Raw genomic sequence first — 12,853 nt, 5'->3', positions numbered from 1 at the left:
CGATGGCCACGCTGCAAGCATCGCCGCATGTCGCCGCCGCACCGGTCGGCGAGGCTCACGTGCTCGAGGCGCGCTCGGTCACGCTGCGCTTCGGCGGCGTCACGGCGCTCGAGGGCGTGTCGATCGGCGTGCGCCCCGGCGAACTGGTCGCGCTGATCGGCCCGAACGGCGCAGGCAAGAGCTCGTTCCTCAACGTGCTCTCGGGCTTCTATCACCCTCAGGCCGGCGCGGTGCACTACGCCGGGCAGGACGTGACGCGCTGGCCGGTGCACCGGATCGCCGCGGCCGGCGTGGCGCGCACGTTCCAGGGCACGCACCTGCTGGCGCACATGAGCGTGCTCGACAACATCCTGATCGGCCGCTACGCGCACATGCGCACCACGCTGCTCGAGGCCTTCGCATGGTGGCCGTTCGCGCAGCGCGAGGAAGTGTCGCACCGCGCGGTCGCCGAGGAGATCATCGACTTCCTGGAGATCGAGCACATCCGTCACCAGCCGGTCGGCACGCTGGGCTACGGCATGCGCAAGCGCGTCGACCTGGGCCGCGCGCTCGCGATGGAGCCGAAGGTGCTTCTGCTGGACGAACCGATGGCCGGGATGAACGCCGAGGAGAAGGAAGACCTCGCCCGCTTCATCCTCGACATTCGCGAGTTCAAGCAGACGCCGGTCGTGCTGGTCGAGCACGACATGGGCGTGGTGATGGACATCGCCGACCGGGTCGCGGTGCTGAACTTCGGCCGCAAGATCGCCGACGGCACCCCGGCGGAAGTTCAGCGCGACGCCGGTGTGATCGCCGCTTACCTCGGGAGCGGCCATTGAGCGCGCGCGATGCTTCAAGCCTGTCGAGCGACGGTCCGCGAACCGTACCGCAATGGCTCGCGCACAACGCCCGCGAACGTGCCCGGCTCGTCGGGCACCGCTACAAGTGCCGCGGGATCTGGCGCGAGTTCAACTGGGCGCAGATCCACGACCGGACGGTGGGCATCGCGTTCGGCCTGCTCGCGCTCGGCGCGAAGGCTGGCGACACCGTGATGCTGATCGGCGAGAACCGGCCCGAGATCTTCTGGGCCGAGTGGGCCGCGATGGCGATCGGCGCCAAGACCGTGACGCTGTACCCGGACGCCTCGGAGCAGGAGCTTCGCTACATCGCCACCGATTCGCAGGCGGTCTGCATCTTCGCCGACGACCAGGAGCAGGTCGACAAGGCGCTGCCGGTCGCTGCCGGGCTCGACGGCCTGGCGCACGTCGTCTACTGGGAGCCGGGCGGGATGCAGGCTTACCGCGATCCCGCGCTGCGCAGCCTCGAGCAGATGATCGAGTCGGGGGCGGCGCTGCGGCTCGCCGAACCCGGACGCGTGGACGCCTGCATCGCAGCCGGCCAGGCGGACGACATCGCGTTGCTGGCGTACACCTCGGGCACCACCGGCAACCCGAAAGGCGTGATCACCACGCACCGCGCGTTGCTCGGTTGCGCCGAGCAGTTCCAGAAGGCGCTGCAGGTCGAGCCGCACGGCGAGTACCTTTCGTACGTGCCGCTGTCGTGGATCACCGAGCAGTGGGTCGGCGTGGTGATGGGAATGATGCTGCCGCTGCGCGTCAACTTCGCCGAGCGGCCCGACCAGGTGCAGGAGGCCATCCGCGAGCTGGCGGTCGACGTGCTGTTCCTCGGCCCGCGCCAGTGGGAGAGCCTGGCCGCGGGCGTCCACACCCGCATGATCGACGCGGGCCCGGTGCGGCAGGCGATGGTGAAGTGGGGCCTGGGCATCGGGCGCGCCGTCCACGTGGCGCGCATCGAAGGCCGCGAGCCGCCGCGCTGGCCCCGCCTGCTGCTGCCGCTCGCCGAGATGCTGGTGCTCGGGCCGCTGCGCGACCAGCTCGGCCTGAAGCGCGTGCGCATCGCGATGACCGGCGGCGCCGCCACCGCGCCCGACGTCGTGCGCCTGTTCGCGGCGATGGGCGTGCGCATGCGCAACATCTACGGCTGCAGCGAGTACGGCCTCGTCTCGGCACACGTCGGCGACAGCTACGACCCCGAATCGGTGGGCACGCCCTGCGTCGACGCCACGCGGATGGCCGGGCCGCTCGAGTACCGCATCACCGACGAAGGCGAACTGCAGCTGCGCGCCGGCCTCGGCTTCGCCGGCTACTGGAACCGCCCCGACAAGACGGCCGAGAAGTTCGACGGCGAGTGGTTCCGCACCGGCGACGCCGTGAGCCGCACGCCGGCCGGCGCACTCGTCTACTACGACCGCCTCGAGCACATGAGCGCGCTGACGACAGGCGAGCGCTATCCCAAGCAGTACATCGAGATCCGCCTGCGCTTCTCGCCGTACATCAAGGAGGTGCTGGTGATCGGCGACGCCCGCCACGGCTTCGTCACGGCGCTCGTCAACATCGACGACGTCGTGTTCGCCCGCTGGGCCGAGCAGCGCAACCTGGGCTTCACGACCTTCACCGACCTGTCGCAGAAGCCCGAGGTGCTGACGCAGATCGCGCTCGAGATCGCGCAGGTCAATGCGCGCCTGCCGGGAAATGCCAAGGTCCGGCGCTTCGCCAACCTGCCCAAGCCGCTGGACGCCGACGAAGGCGAGCTGACCCGCACCCGCAAGCTCAAGCGCGAGTTCATCGAGGAGCGCTACCGCGCGCTGGTCGACGGGCTGTACACGGGTCTCTCGACCGTGGACGTCGCGATCCCCGTGAAGTACCAGGACGGCCGCAGCGGCGTTCTGGCCGCGAGCGTGCGGATCGGCGATGTCGACGCCGAGGCGCTGGAGATGCAGCCATGAACGACTTCCTGAACTACGTGCTGAACGGCGTCTTGCTCGGCCAGCTCTACGCCTTGCTGGCGCTGGGCTTCGTCGTGATCTACCGCGCCAGCAAGGTCTTCAACTTCGCGCAGGGCGAGCTGATGCTGGTCGGCGCGTTCACGGTCTGGACACTGACGCTCGGCCTGGGCCTGCCGACGCCGATCGCGCTGGTGCTGGCCTTCGTCAGCGCGATCGCGTTCGGCTACCTCATCGAGCGGTTGTTCTTCACGCGGCTGATCGGCGAGTCGGTGTTCTCGATGGTGATGGTCACGGTCGGCCTGGTGATCCTGATCCGCGGGCTGATCCTCGTCATCTGGGGCTCCACGGAACGCCAGTTCCCGGCGCTGCTGCCGGTCGCCCCGATCATCGCCGGCGACTTCATCTTCCCCACCTCCCTGGTCGTGGGCGCCGGCTTCACGGCCGTGCTGGCGATCGGGCTGTGGTGGTTCTTCAACCGGTCTCGCTTCGGCCTCACGCTGACCGCGGTGGCGGAGGACCCCCAGACCGCCATCGCGATGGGCATCTCGGTCAAGCGCGCGACCACGCTGGCGTGGATGCTGGGCGCCGTCATCAGCACCGTCGGCGCGATCGTCTACCTGAACGGCCGCACGCTCAGCCTCGTCTCCGCGGAGATCGGCCTGGCCGCGCTGCCGGTGGCGCTGTTCGCGGGCCTGGAATCGATCCTCGGCCTGCTGCTGGCCGGCGCGATCATGGGCATCCTGCAGACGCTCGTCGCGGCCTATGTCGACCCGCTCATCGGCGGCGCGGCGTCCGGCATCGTGCCGTACGTGTTCATGCTGCTGATGCTGTTCGTCCGACCGACCGGCCTGTTCGGCTGGCGCAGCATCGAAAGAGTCTGATGGACCCGTCCGGCATCTTCTTCACCCGCTACGCGGCCGACCGCTCGCTGGTGCGCACCAAGTGGCAGCTGGCCGCGCTGCTCGCGTTCCTGGCGCTGCTGCTCGTGCTGCCCGCGTTCGTCGGCGGGCGCTGGGTCAACATCTGCTATTCGATGTTCATCACCGCCATCGCCGTGATGGGCCTGCAGATCTGCACCGGCTACGCGGGCCAGATCAATCTCGGGCAATCGGCCTTCATGGGCGTCGGCGCGTTCGGCTGCGCGATCGCGATCGGCTACTGGCACTGGCCGGTGCTGCCGGCCATCCTGTTCGGCGGCATGTCGGCCGCGGCGTTCGGCGCGCTCTTCGGATTGTCCGCCGCGCGCATCAAGGGCTTCTATCTGGCGCTGACGACGCTGGCCGCGCAGGCGCTGTTCCAGTTCCTGATCCTGAACCTGCCGGCGGCGTGGTTCGGCGGCGCGGGCGGCGTGCACATCGAGGACGTGGCGATCTTCGGCATCAGCCTCGAGAACGACGTCGCGCTGTACTACCTGACGCTGGCGGTGCTGATCGTGATGCTGGCCGGCGCGTTCGGCATCGTTCGCTCCCGGCACGGCCGGGCCTTCGAGGCGGTGCGCGACGACGACGTGGCCGCCGGGATGATGGGCATCGACGTGCTCGTCGCGAAGATGCGCGCGTTCCTCGTCGGCGCGTTCTACGGCGGCATCGCGGGCAGCCTCTGGGTCGTCGCGCTGCGTCATGTCTCGGTCGAGCAGTTCACGCTGTTTAACTCGATCTGGTTGATCGCGATGATGATCGTCGGCGGCCTCGGCTCGATCGTCGGCGCGCTCGTCGGCACGGTGCTGATCCAGCTGGCGCGCGAGGGCGTCGTCACGCTCGGCCCGGCGCTCATCACCGTGCTGCCGTCGATCGGCCAGGACTTCGTGTTCGCGGGCATGAACGTGCTGCTCGGCGGCATCGTGATCCTGTTCCTGCTGTTCGAGCCGAAGGGACTGATGCACCGCATCGCCATCCTCAAGGGCGCCTTCCGGCGCTGGCCTTTCCCGTACTGAGACTGCGCTCTCTCGCAGCAACCCCTCCAGGAGACACACCATGATCACGAGACGACAGGCCACGCTGGCCATCGCGGGCGTCGCGACGCTTCCGAGCTCGATGCGCGCGTTCGCCGCGGCACCGAAGACGACGACCTATCTCGTGCCGTCGCTGTCCGATTTCTCCGGCCCCTTCGCGTCGGTGATGCCGCTGTTCGCGGGCGGCCGCGAGGCGGTCGGCAAATGGTGGAACACCGAGGTCGGCAGCAAGATCGGCGTGCAGTTGGACATCAAGGCCTACGACACCCGCTACGACACCGCGCAGACCGCGAGCCTGTGGCCCGGCATCCTGGCGGCCAAGCCGCTGATCGGCTTCGCGCTCGGCGGGCCGGACACGGCAGCGCTGCAGCAGCGCCTGCCCAACGACAAGGTCGTGATGATCCTGGGGTCGGCCAGCAACGGGTTCGCGTGGCGGCCCAACCAGTGGGTGCTGTCGACGCGCCCGACCTTCGTGCACGAACTGAGCGGCTTCGTCGACTGGTTCCAGAAGAACAAGGCCGGTGGCACGCGGCCGGTGAAGATCGCCATGGTCACGACCGAGGCCTCGCCGACGTTTGCCGACATCGGCCGCGGGATGGTCGCCTGGGCCAAGGCCAATCCGAAGACCGTCGACCTGCTGGAGGTGATCTATGCCGAGCCGGCACCGGCCGACCTGACGCTGCAGATCCGCCGCGTCGTCAACGCCGGCGCCGAGGCGATCCTCGCGCCGGCCTCGCCGCAGCAGGCGGTAGCGGTCAAGCGCGCAATGACGGCGCTCGGCAAGAGCGTGCCGATCGTCTACAGCATGCACAACTCACCGACCTTCCTCGCCAAGGCGATGGGCGGCATCGAGACCGCGGAGGGCGACTACGAAGCGCAGTCGGGCGTCATCACCTCCGCCGATCCGACCGAGGCGAAGAAATTCTTTGACATGCTGACCGAGAAGTACGGCCTGAAGACGGGCTGGTCGTCGATCGTCGGCGCGGGCATCGGCCAGGCGCTGCTGATCTGCCGCGCGGTCGAGGTGGCCGCCAGGAAACACGGCCCGGACAAGCTCACCGGCGAAATCATGCACCAGACGCTGATGGAGAACACGTTCACGTCGAAGGACCTGTTCGGCTTCGCGAACGACATCACCTATTCAATCTCGGCGCCGTTTCCCGTCTACACGCCGAAGGTGAACATCGGACAGGTCAAGGGCGGCAAGATGACGACGGTGGCGACGGGCGTGGCGATCCCGAAGCTCGAACGCTGGTAGGCCGGCATGGCCCCGACCTCCATCCTCGCGGTCGAGAACATCGAGGTACTCTACTCGGAGGTCATCCTGGCCTTGAAGGGCGTGAACCTGCGCGTCGACGCCGGTCGGTGCACCGTGCTGCTCGGGCCGAACGGTGCCGGCAAGAGCACCACGCTGAAGGCCATCTCCGGCATCCTGCCAGTGGAAGACGGCGCGATCTCCGCCGGCTCGGTGCGGCTCGACGACGAGCCCGTCACCGGCAGCAACGCGCAGCACATGGTGCGGCGCGGCGTGATCCATGTTGTCGAAGGCCGCAAGGTATTGCGCCACCTGACCGTCGAGCAGAACCTGCTGATCGGCGGCCATTCGCTTGCCGGTGCGGCGCGCGTGCGGGAACGGCTGGCGAGCATCTACGAGACCATCCCGCGCCTGGCCGACCTGCGGCAACGCACTTCCGGCTACCTGTCCGGTGGCGAGCAGCAGCAGCTGCTGATCGGCAGGGCGCTGATGAGCGAGCCGCGGCTGATGCTGATCGACGAGCCGTCGCTCGGACTCGCCCCGCTGATGATCGAGGAGATCTTTCGCCTGCTGGCCACGCTCAAGGCGCAGGGCATGTCGCTGCTGATCGTCGAGCAGAACGCGCAGGCGGCGTTGGCGCTCGCGGATCACGGCTACGTGATGGAGGGTGGCCGCGTCGTGCTGGAAGCGCCGGCGGAGCAGTTGCGCGGCAATGAGGACATCCGCGAGTTCTACCTCGGGATGGGCGAGGCGGGCGAGCGCAAGAGCTACCGCAACGTCAAGCACTACCGGCGGCGCAAGCGCTGGCTCGGCTGAACGCACGCGAGGAGAGGGCGGCGATGAACACGATCGATCGGATGGTGTCCTGGCGCATCGAGGACGACATCGCGTTCCTCGTGCTGGAGCGCCCCGACCACGCCAATGCGATCGGCCTGGTCATGGCGCGTGCCCTGGCGCGCGCGATCGACGAGGTCCTGGCGGCGCAACCGCGCGTCATCGTGCTGCAGGGACGCGGGCGCGTGTTCTGCGCAGGCGGCGACATCACGGAGTTCTCCGCGGCGGCAGACGATCTGGGAACGCTGGTCGATGCGATCCTCGACGTGCTGCACCCGGCGTTCCTGCGCCTGTGCAACGCACCGATGCCGGTCATCGCCGAGGTCGGTGGACCGATCGGCGGCGCGGGCGTGGGCTGGGCGTTGGCCGCCGATTTCGTGCTCGCCAGCCCCGCGATGAAGCTGCGGACCGGCTACGCCGCGCTCGGGCTGTCGCCGGACCTGGGCAGTTCGTGGTTCCTGGCCCGGCGCGCCGGCGCGGTGCGCGCCCAGCGCCTGCTGATGCTCAGCGAGCCAGTCGACGCCGAGCGTTGCCTGGCCTGGGGCCTGGTGGACGAGCTGCACGCGCCAGACCAGCTGGCCGCGGCCGCGCTGCAGCTCGCACGGCGGTTGGCGGCGTCGTCCAGGCCATCCATCGCGGCGATCAAGACGCTGTGCCGCGGCCCGGCCTGGGCGGGCCTCGAGGCCCATCTCGCCCGCGAGCACCGCCTCCTGCTGGCGTGCGCCAGCGGGGCCGATGGCAGGGAAGGCGTCGGCGCCTTCATGCAGCGGCGTGCGCCAGAATTCGCGCGTCACCCCGATTCCGAAGACTGAATCATGTACAGCCAGCTCGACAACCCCCGCGCCTGGATCCTGCCCGCGGCACTGGCGGAGATCGCCGGTCGCGCGCCCGACCGACCGTGGCTGGCCGACAGCGAGGGCGGCACGCTCACGTTCGGCGAAGCCCTGTCGCACAGCCGACGGGCCGCGGGCTGGTTCCAGGCGCTCGGAATTGCGCGCGAGGAACGCGTCGGCGTGTTCCTGTTCAACGGCTGCGACTTCGTCACGGCGTGGCTGGGCCTGGGCCACCTGGCCGCGACCGCGGTGCTGTTCAACACCGAACTGCGCGGCAGCTTCCTGCGGCATCAGATCGCGGACTCCGCGGTGCGCTGCCTGGTGATCGACGCCGAGCTGGTCGACACGCTGGCGCAGATCGCGGACGAGTTGCCGGCACTGCGCACGGTGATCGTGGTCGGCCCGCCTGCCGCGGCCGCCGCCTTGCCGGGGCTTCAGGTGCTGAACTGGCCGGCGTGGCAAGACGTGTCGGACTGGTCCGGGCCCGGCCCGTCGCCCGAGGACATCGCCTGCGTCATGTACACGTCGGGCACCAGCGGACCGAGCAAGGGCGTCCTGATGCCGCATGCGCACTGCGCGCTGTACGGCATCGGCACAATCGAGTGCCTGCAGCTCGCGCAGGGCGATCGTTACTACATCTGTCTGCCCTTGTTCCACGCCAACGGACTTCTGATGCAACTCGGAGCCTCGTTGCTGGCGGGCATTCCGGCGTATGTCCGGCGCCGGTTCAGTGCCCGCGAGTGGCTCGCGGACATCCGGACCCGGCGCGCCACCGTCACCAACCTGCTCGGCGCGATCGCCGGCTTCGTCATTGCGCAACCGCCCGCGCCGCAGGACCGCGACCACGAGCTGCGCGCGGTGCTTTCGGCGCCCAACCTGCCGGAGCACGAGGTGCAGCTGCGCGAGCGCTTCGGCGTGCGCGACGTGTTGTCGGGTTACGGCATGACCGAGGTCAACATCCCGATCTGGGGCCGGCTCGGGTGCTCGGTACCCGGTGCGGCCGGTTGGACGCATCGCGCGCATTTCGACGTGCGCATCGCCGACCCCGAGACCGACGTCACGTTCGGAAGCGGCGAGATGGGTGAAATCCAGGTTCGGCCGAAAGTGCCCTTCGGGTTCATGGCCGCCTACCTGAACGCGCCCGAGAAGACCGTGGAAGCCTGGCGCAACCTGTGGTTCCATACCGGCGACGCCGGCACGATGCGCGAGGACGGCCTCGTCACTTTCGTCGACCGGATCAAGGATTGCATCCGCCGCCGCGGCGAGAACATCTCGCCGGCCGAGGTCGAACGGGTCGTGGCCGCGTTGCCCGGGGTGGCTGACGTGGTGGCCTACGCCGTCCCGTCGGACATGCCAGGTGCCGAGGACGAGATCATGCTCGCGCTGGTGCCGGAGCCGGGCGCGACGCTCGACTGCGCATCGCTGCTGCGCATGGCCGCCGAACGACTGCCGCGGTTCTCGAGACCGCGCTACCTGAAGGTCGTCGCGGAACTGCCGAAGACCGCGACCGGAAAGGTCCAGCGCGCGGTCCTGCGCAAGCTCGGCATCGAAGGGGCGTTCGACCTCGGTTCCTGAATCGCCGCAACCCGCCCCGGTCCTACAGGCCGACAAAGGTCTGACCGACACGAAACCGCTGGCCGACTTCTAAAGTGGGTTCACCACTTCCGGGAGTTCGCTGTGAAGACCTTGACCACCATCGCTCTCGCCGCCGCCATCGCGGCGCTGTCCGGTTGCGTCGTTGCCCCGGCGCGCGGCTACTACCAGAACCGGGACCATTCGTACGACCGCGGCTATCAGAGCCGCGACGGCCACTACTACCGCCACGATCGCGATCGCCGCTGGCGTGACGGCGACCATGCCGGCGGGACCGACGCGCGCGACTGAGCCCGGCGCGCCGCCCGCCGCTCACGCCGCGTCGAGATCGTCGAAGCCGAGCGTCGAGGCGTTCGAGGCGGTCTCGTCGAACGAGCCGTGCGCGGCGGCCATAATCGCGCTGTCGAGCGACATCTCCATGTAGCGGTAGCTCGCCCGGATTGCGCGGCGCACCGACGCGATCTCGGCCGGTTGCGGCGCGTGCCCGAGCAGCGTCGCGACGATGTCGAGCGCCTCCCACGGGTGGGTGTCGTCGTACTCGGCGTGCACCTTGAGCCAGCGCATCGCGGGCGCGCGGATCTCGTCAGGCAGCGATCGGGCGTAGGTATCGCGCGAGCAGACGACGCACGACCATTCGCCCGTCGCGCCTTCGACCGCATAGTTGGTGGCGGCCATCGCCACCGCGAGGCTTTCGGCGTCGCAGACGTACCAGCACCAGTGCGCCAGGGCCTGGAGTTCCTCGGTGTCGCCGCCGGCGCGCAGGTCGGCCAGGCTGAGCCCGACGGAGCCGGCCCAGGCCGCCCAGTGCTCGGCGTGCTTCTGTTCGACCCGGATGTTCTGGATCAGGTAGCGGCGCGCCATGTCCTCGCCCACACTGTCGCCGTACCCCATCTTCTTGAGGTTCATCGCCATGAACCGTGGGAACTGCTCGATGGTCGGCCACACGCCGATCATGAAGCGCTTCATCGCGGTGGGCGGGAGCTTGGCGTCGCGCATCAGCGAAAACAGTTCGTGCTCGACGACGCGCCGCTTGTGCACCGTGGTTTCATGCACGACGCGCTGCAGCCAGACCGGGTAGCTCCCGATGCTCTTCAAGTCGCCGGAGCGACGAAATTCGTTCGACATGCAACCCCCAACGTTGTTGATTCTGTGAAACCCGTCGCAAAAATCGTACCGGCCGGGTCGCGAACGGGCAATCGGCGCAGGCGCCCGTGTGGTCGCGCTGCCACGAATTACGCGATCACACGTTGCGCGTAGCTGTCGAGTGTGGCCAGCAACTGCTGGAAGTCGATCGGCTTGGTGAGGTAGGCCTCGAACCCGGACTCCATCGCGGCACGGATCTGTTCGGGTAGCGCGTCGGCGGAGAGGGCGACGAGCGGCACCTCGCGCGTCGCACGGTCGGCCCGCAGGGCGCGCGCGAGTTCGATGCCGGTCATGTCGCCGAGGTTCATGTCGACGAGCATCAGATCGGGCGGATCGAGCAGGGCCATCTCGATCGCCTGTGCGCCGTTGGAGGCCACCCGCAGTGTCACCGAACTGCGCAGCCGCACCAGTTGCCGCACCAGCTCGGCGTTGACCTCGTTGTCCTCGGCGTAAAGAACGCACAGGTGGCCGGTGCCGCGGGCCGCGGGCGCATCGGGCAGCTCCATGCGCGAGCCGGGCGCGGGCGGTTCCGTCAGTGGAAGCGCCAGGCTGGCGATGGTGCCTTCGTTCACGCGGCTCGACAGATTCAGCTCGGCCCCCATCATGTGCGCGAGCTGGCGCGACAGCACCAGACCGATGCCCGTGCCTTCGACGGTCGACGCCTCGGCGCCGAGGCGGTTGAACGGCTGGAACAGCTTGTCGAACTGCTCCGCGGAAATCCCGCGCCCGGTGTCGATCACCCGCACGATGCAGCTCTGCGCGGAAATTTGCCAGGTCAGCCGGACGTTGCCCCCGGGCCGGTTGTACTTGACCGCATTGCTCAACAGGTTCACGAGGATCTGCCGCAGACGCACCGCGTCCGCCCGGACCCAGATCTCGGGCAGCGGGCCGGCCGGGCGCGCCGCAGGCCCGGCGCCGTCCTCTTCGGGCACGACGAAGACCTCGATGCCGGCTTCGGTGACCAGCGGCGAGACCATCGTCGCGGCCTCCTCGATCACCTTCAGCAGCGACACCGCTTCGGTCGCGACGGCCATCTCGCCGGATTCGATCCGCGACAGGTCGAGCACGTCGTTCACCAGCGCCAGCAGGTGCGCGCCCGCGCTCTCCACGTGCTGTGCGCGTTCGAGCTGCTCCTTCGACAGCGGGCGCACCTGGTCGGTGCGCATCAGCTGCGCGAAACCGATCACCGCGTTCAGCGGCGTGCGCAGCTCATGGCTCATGCGCGAGAGGAACTCGGACTTGGCCCGGTTCGACGCTTCGAGCGCCTCGTGCGCGCGGCGCTCGGCATCCGCGGTGTAGCGCGCCGTCACGTCGCGCAGCACCACGGTGGTCAGCGCGCCGCGCTGCACCCGCAGGCGTGACAGCGAGGCCTCGACCGGAAAGCGCGTGCCGTCGCGGCGCCGGCCCGTCAGCTCGCGCAGGGAGCCCGGCGCCAGCGCGAGCGGCTCGGCCGCCGCGCCAGCCGTGGTCGCGCCGGTGTCCACGAACTGGTCGATCGGCTTGCCGAGCGCCGAAGCGGCGTCGGTGCCGAACATGGTTTCGGCGGCGCGGTTGAACAGCACGATGCGGCGGTCCTCGTCCACGGTCACGACGCCATCGGTCACCGCATGGATCAGCCGCTCCATGCGCAGCTCGGCGGCGGCCTGCAACCGCGCGCTGCGGCGCACGAAGATCAGCCCCGAGACGGTCAGCAGCGCGGCGATCAGCCCGTTCAGGCCGAGCAGCAGCGTCTGCGTGGTGCGCGAGGCCTCGCCGAGCTGCGCCGAGAACAGGCTCGTGAGCTGGGTCAGCCGGTCGTTCATCAGCGGGGCCTGCCGGCGCATCTCGAGCACCGCCGGCGCCTGCGCATCGCCCGCGAGGATGCGCTCGCGCGCACGCTCGACCATCGTGATGACTTCCTGGATGGCCCGGTCCCCCTCGGTCCAGGTCGCGATCGGCCGCGACATGAAGGGCACGTGCTGGAACAGCCGGAACATGCGCACCAGCCCGTCGATGTCGTCGGGGTGGTTGCCACCTTGCAGAAAGCCGCGCTTGGCGGCCGCGATGTCGGGCTGCGCCCGCTGCAGCGCCTCGCGCGCGGCGCGGTCGCCGAGTGGCATCGACAAGGCGGCGCTGAAGCGCTGGAAGTCCGCCTCCTGCTGGCGCTCGACGTAATCGAGCAGGTAGATCTGGGCGTCCTTCTGACCTTTCGAGTACAGGCTCTCGCCGGTGACGTAGGCGCGAACGGTGGAGAGCAGCTGGATGCTGACGGCGGCGACCGACGCCTGCAGCAGCGTCATCGCGACGAACACCGCGACGATCGGCCAATAGCGCGGACCGGGTTCAGCGTTCGCGATCACGTGAAGGTCTGGGGAGTCAGGATGTTCATTCGCTCCGAGGGGCTCCGCCGATGGCCGTGGGCGCCGAAGCGTCCATCGGCGGGCCAACGGGCGGGACGATAGCATTCCTGTGCTCGAGTT

The 12,853-nt window shown here is 69.1% G+C and carries 11 protein-coding genes; 9 read left to right on the top strand and 2 right to left on the bottom strand.

All coding sequences use genetic code 11. From position 1 onward, the window contains the following. Nucleotides 1-2 precede the first annotated feature (2 nt). The 9 genes from ASC76_RS05220 to ASC76_RS05180 all read left to right on the top strand — a co-directional run bounded on the left by ASC76_RS05220 (nucleotide 3) and on the right by ASC76_RS05180 (nucleotide 9,542). Complete coding sequence (locus ASC76_RS05220; protein ID WP_056466902.1) at nucleotides 3-818, top strand: ABC transporter ATP-binding protein; 816 nt, start codon at nucleotides 3-5, stop codon at nucleotides 816-818. Next, nucleotides 815-2,785, top strand: coding sequence for a long-chain fatty acid--CoA ligase (locus ASC76_RS05215; RefSeq protein WP_235580361.1), 1,971 nt, complete (start codon nucleotides 815-817; stop codon nucleotides 2,783-2,785). Before ASC76_RS05220 ends, ASC76_RS05215 begins: the two co-directional genes overlap by 4 nt. Then, the gene (locus ASC76_RS05210) at nucleotides 2,782-3,666 is read left to right on the top strand and encodes a branched-chain amino acid ABC transporter permease (protein WP_056463560.1); all 885 of its coding nucleotides are present in this window, start codon (nucleotides 2,782-2,784) and stop codon (nucleotides 3,664-3,666) included. Before ASC76_RS05215 ends, ASC76_RS05210 begins: the two co-directional genes overlap by 4 nt. Then, nucleotides 3,666-4,718 (top strand): branched-chain amino acid ABC transporter permease, encoded by a 1,053-nt coding sequence (locus ASC76_RS05205; RefSeq protein WP_056463557.1) that lies wholly within the window; start codon nucleotides 3,666-3,668, stop codon nucleotides 4,716-4,718. Before ASC76_RS05210 ends, ASC76_RS05205 begins: the two co-directional genes overlap by 1 nt. Nucleotides 4,719-4,758: 40 nt before the next feature. After that, complete coding sequence (locus tag ASC76_RS05200) at nucleotides 4,759-5,994, top strand: ABC transporter substrate-binding protein (protein ID WP_056463553.1); 1,236 nt, start codon at nucleotides 4,759-4,761, stop codon at nucleotides 5,992-5,994. A 6-nt stretch (nucleotides 5,995-6,000) separates the two neighbouring features. Further along, complete coding sequence (locus ASC76_RS05195; protein WP_200947109.1) at nucleotides 6,001-6,807, top strand: ABC transporter ATP-binding protein; 807 nt, start codon at nucleotides 6,001-6,003, stop codon at nucleotides 6,805-6,807. A 23-nt stretch (nucleotides 6,808-6,830) separates the two neighbouring features. After that, nucleotides 6,831-7,637 (top strand): enoyl-CoA hydratase-related protein, encoded by an 807-nt coding sequence (locus ASC76_RS05190; protein WP_056463551.1) that lies wholly within the window; start codon nucleotides 6,831-6,833, stop codon nucleotides 7,635-7,637. 3 nt (nucleotides 7,638-7,640) lie between these two features. Next, the gene (locus ASC76_RS05185; protein WP_056463548.1) at nucleotides 7,641-9,233 is read left to right on the top strand and encodes an AMP-binding protein; all 1,593 of its coding nucleotides are present in this window, start codon (nucleotides 7,641-7,643) and stop codon (nucleotides 9,231-9,233) included. Nucleotides 9,234-9,344: 111 nt separating this feature from the next. Continuing rightward, nucleotides 9,345-9,542 (top strand): hypothetical protein, encoded by a 198-nt coding sequence (locus ASC76_RS05180; protein ID WP_200947164.1) that lies wholly within the window; start codon nucleotides 9,345-9,347, stop codon nucleotides 9,540-9,542. Between the two features lie 21 nt (nucleotides 9,543-9,563). On the opposite strand, the gene ASC76_RS05175 is transcribed toward ASC76_RS05180, so the two are convergent. Beyond that, on the bottom strand, nucleotides 9,564-10,376 hold the full coding sequence (locus ASC76_RS05175) for a TenA family transcriptional regulator (protein ID WP_082548799.1): 813 nt from the start codon (nucleotides 10,374-10,376) through the stop codon (nucleotides 9,564-9,566). Nucleotides 10,377-10,483: 107 nt separating this feature from the next. After that, entirely contained in the window at nucleotides 10,484-12,733 is a 2,250-nt protein-coding gene (locus ASC76_RS05170; protein ID WP_056463542.1) for an ATP-binding protein, read from the bottom strand. Nucleotides 12,734-12,853: the final 120 nt, after the last annotated feature.

The sequence above is a fragment of the Rhizobacter sp. Root404 genome (assembly GCF_001425865.1).
Classification (GTDB): Bacteria; Pseudomonadota; Gammaproteobacteria; order Burkholderiales; family Burkholderiaceae_C; genus LMDS01.
Note: the sequence above shows the minus strand (reverse complement) of the source record. Positions and strands in the feature narration are given on the sequence as shown.

Excerpts from the sequence above, each read along its gene's own strand:
- ASC76_RS05220 (WP_056466902.1), top strand. The coding sequence starts at position 3 with ATGGCCACGCTGCAAGCATCGCCGCATGTCGCCGCCGCACCGGTCGGC.
- ASC76_RS05210 (WP_056463560.1), top strand. The coding sequence starts at position 2,782 with ATGAACGACTTCCTGAACTACGTGCTGAACGGCGTCTTGCTCGGCCAG.
- ASC76_RS05205 (WP_056463557.1), top strand. The coding sequence starts at position 3,666 with ATGGACCCGTCCGGCATCTTCTTCACCCGCTACGCGGCCGACCGCTCG.
- ASC76_RS05200 (WP_056463553.1), top strand. The coding sequence starts at position 4,759 with ATGATCACGAGACGACAGGCCACGCTGGCCATCGCGGGCGTCGCGACG.
- ASC76_RS05195 (WP_200947109.1), top strand. The coding sequence starts at position 6,001 with ATGGCCCCGACCTCCATCCTCGCGGTCGAGAACATCGAGGTACTCTAC.
- ASC76_RS05190 (WP_056463551.1), top strand. The coding sequence starts at position 6,831 with ATGAACACGATCGATCGGATGGTGTCCTGGCGCATCGAGGACGACATC.
- ASC76_RS05185 (WP_056463548.1), top strand. The coding sequence starts at position 7,641 with ATGTACAGCCAGCTCGACAACCCCCGCGCCTGGATCCTGCCCGCGGCA.
- ASC76_RS05175 (WP_082548799.1), bottom strand. The coding sequence starts at position 10,376 with ATGTCGAACGAATTTCGTCGCTCCGGCGACTTGAAGAGCATCGGGAGC.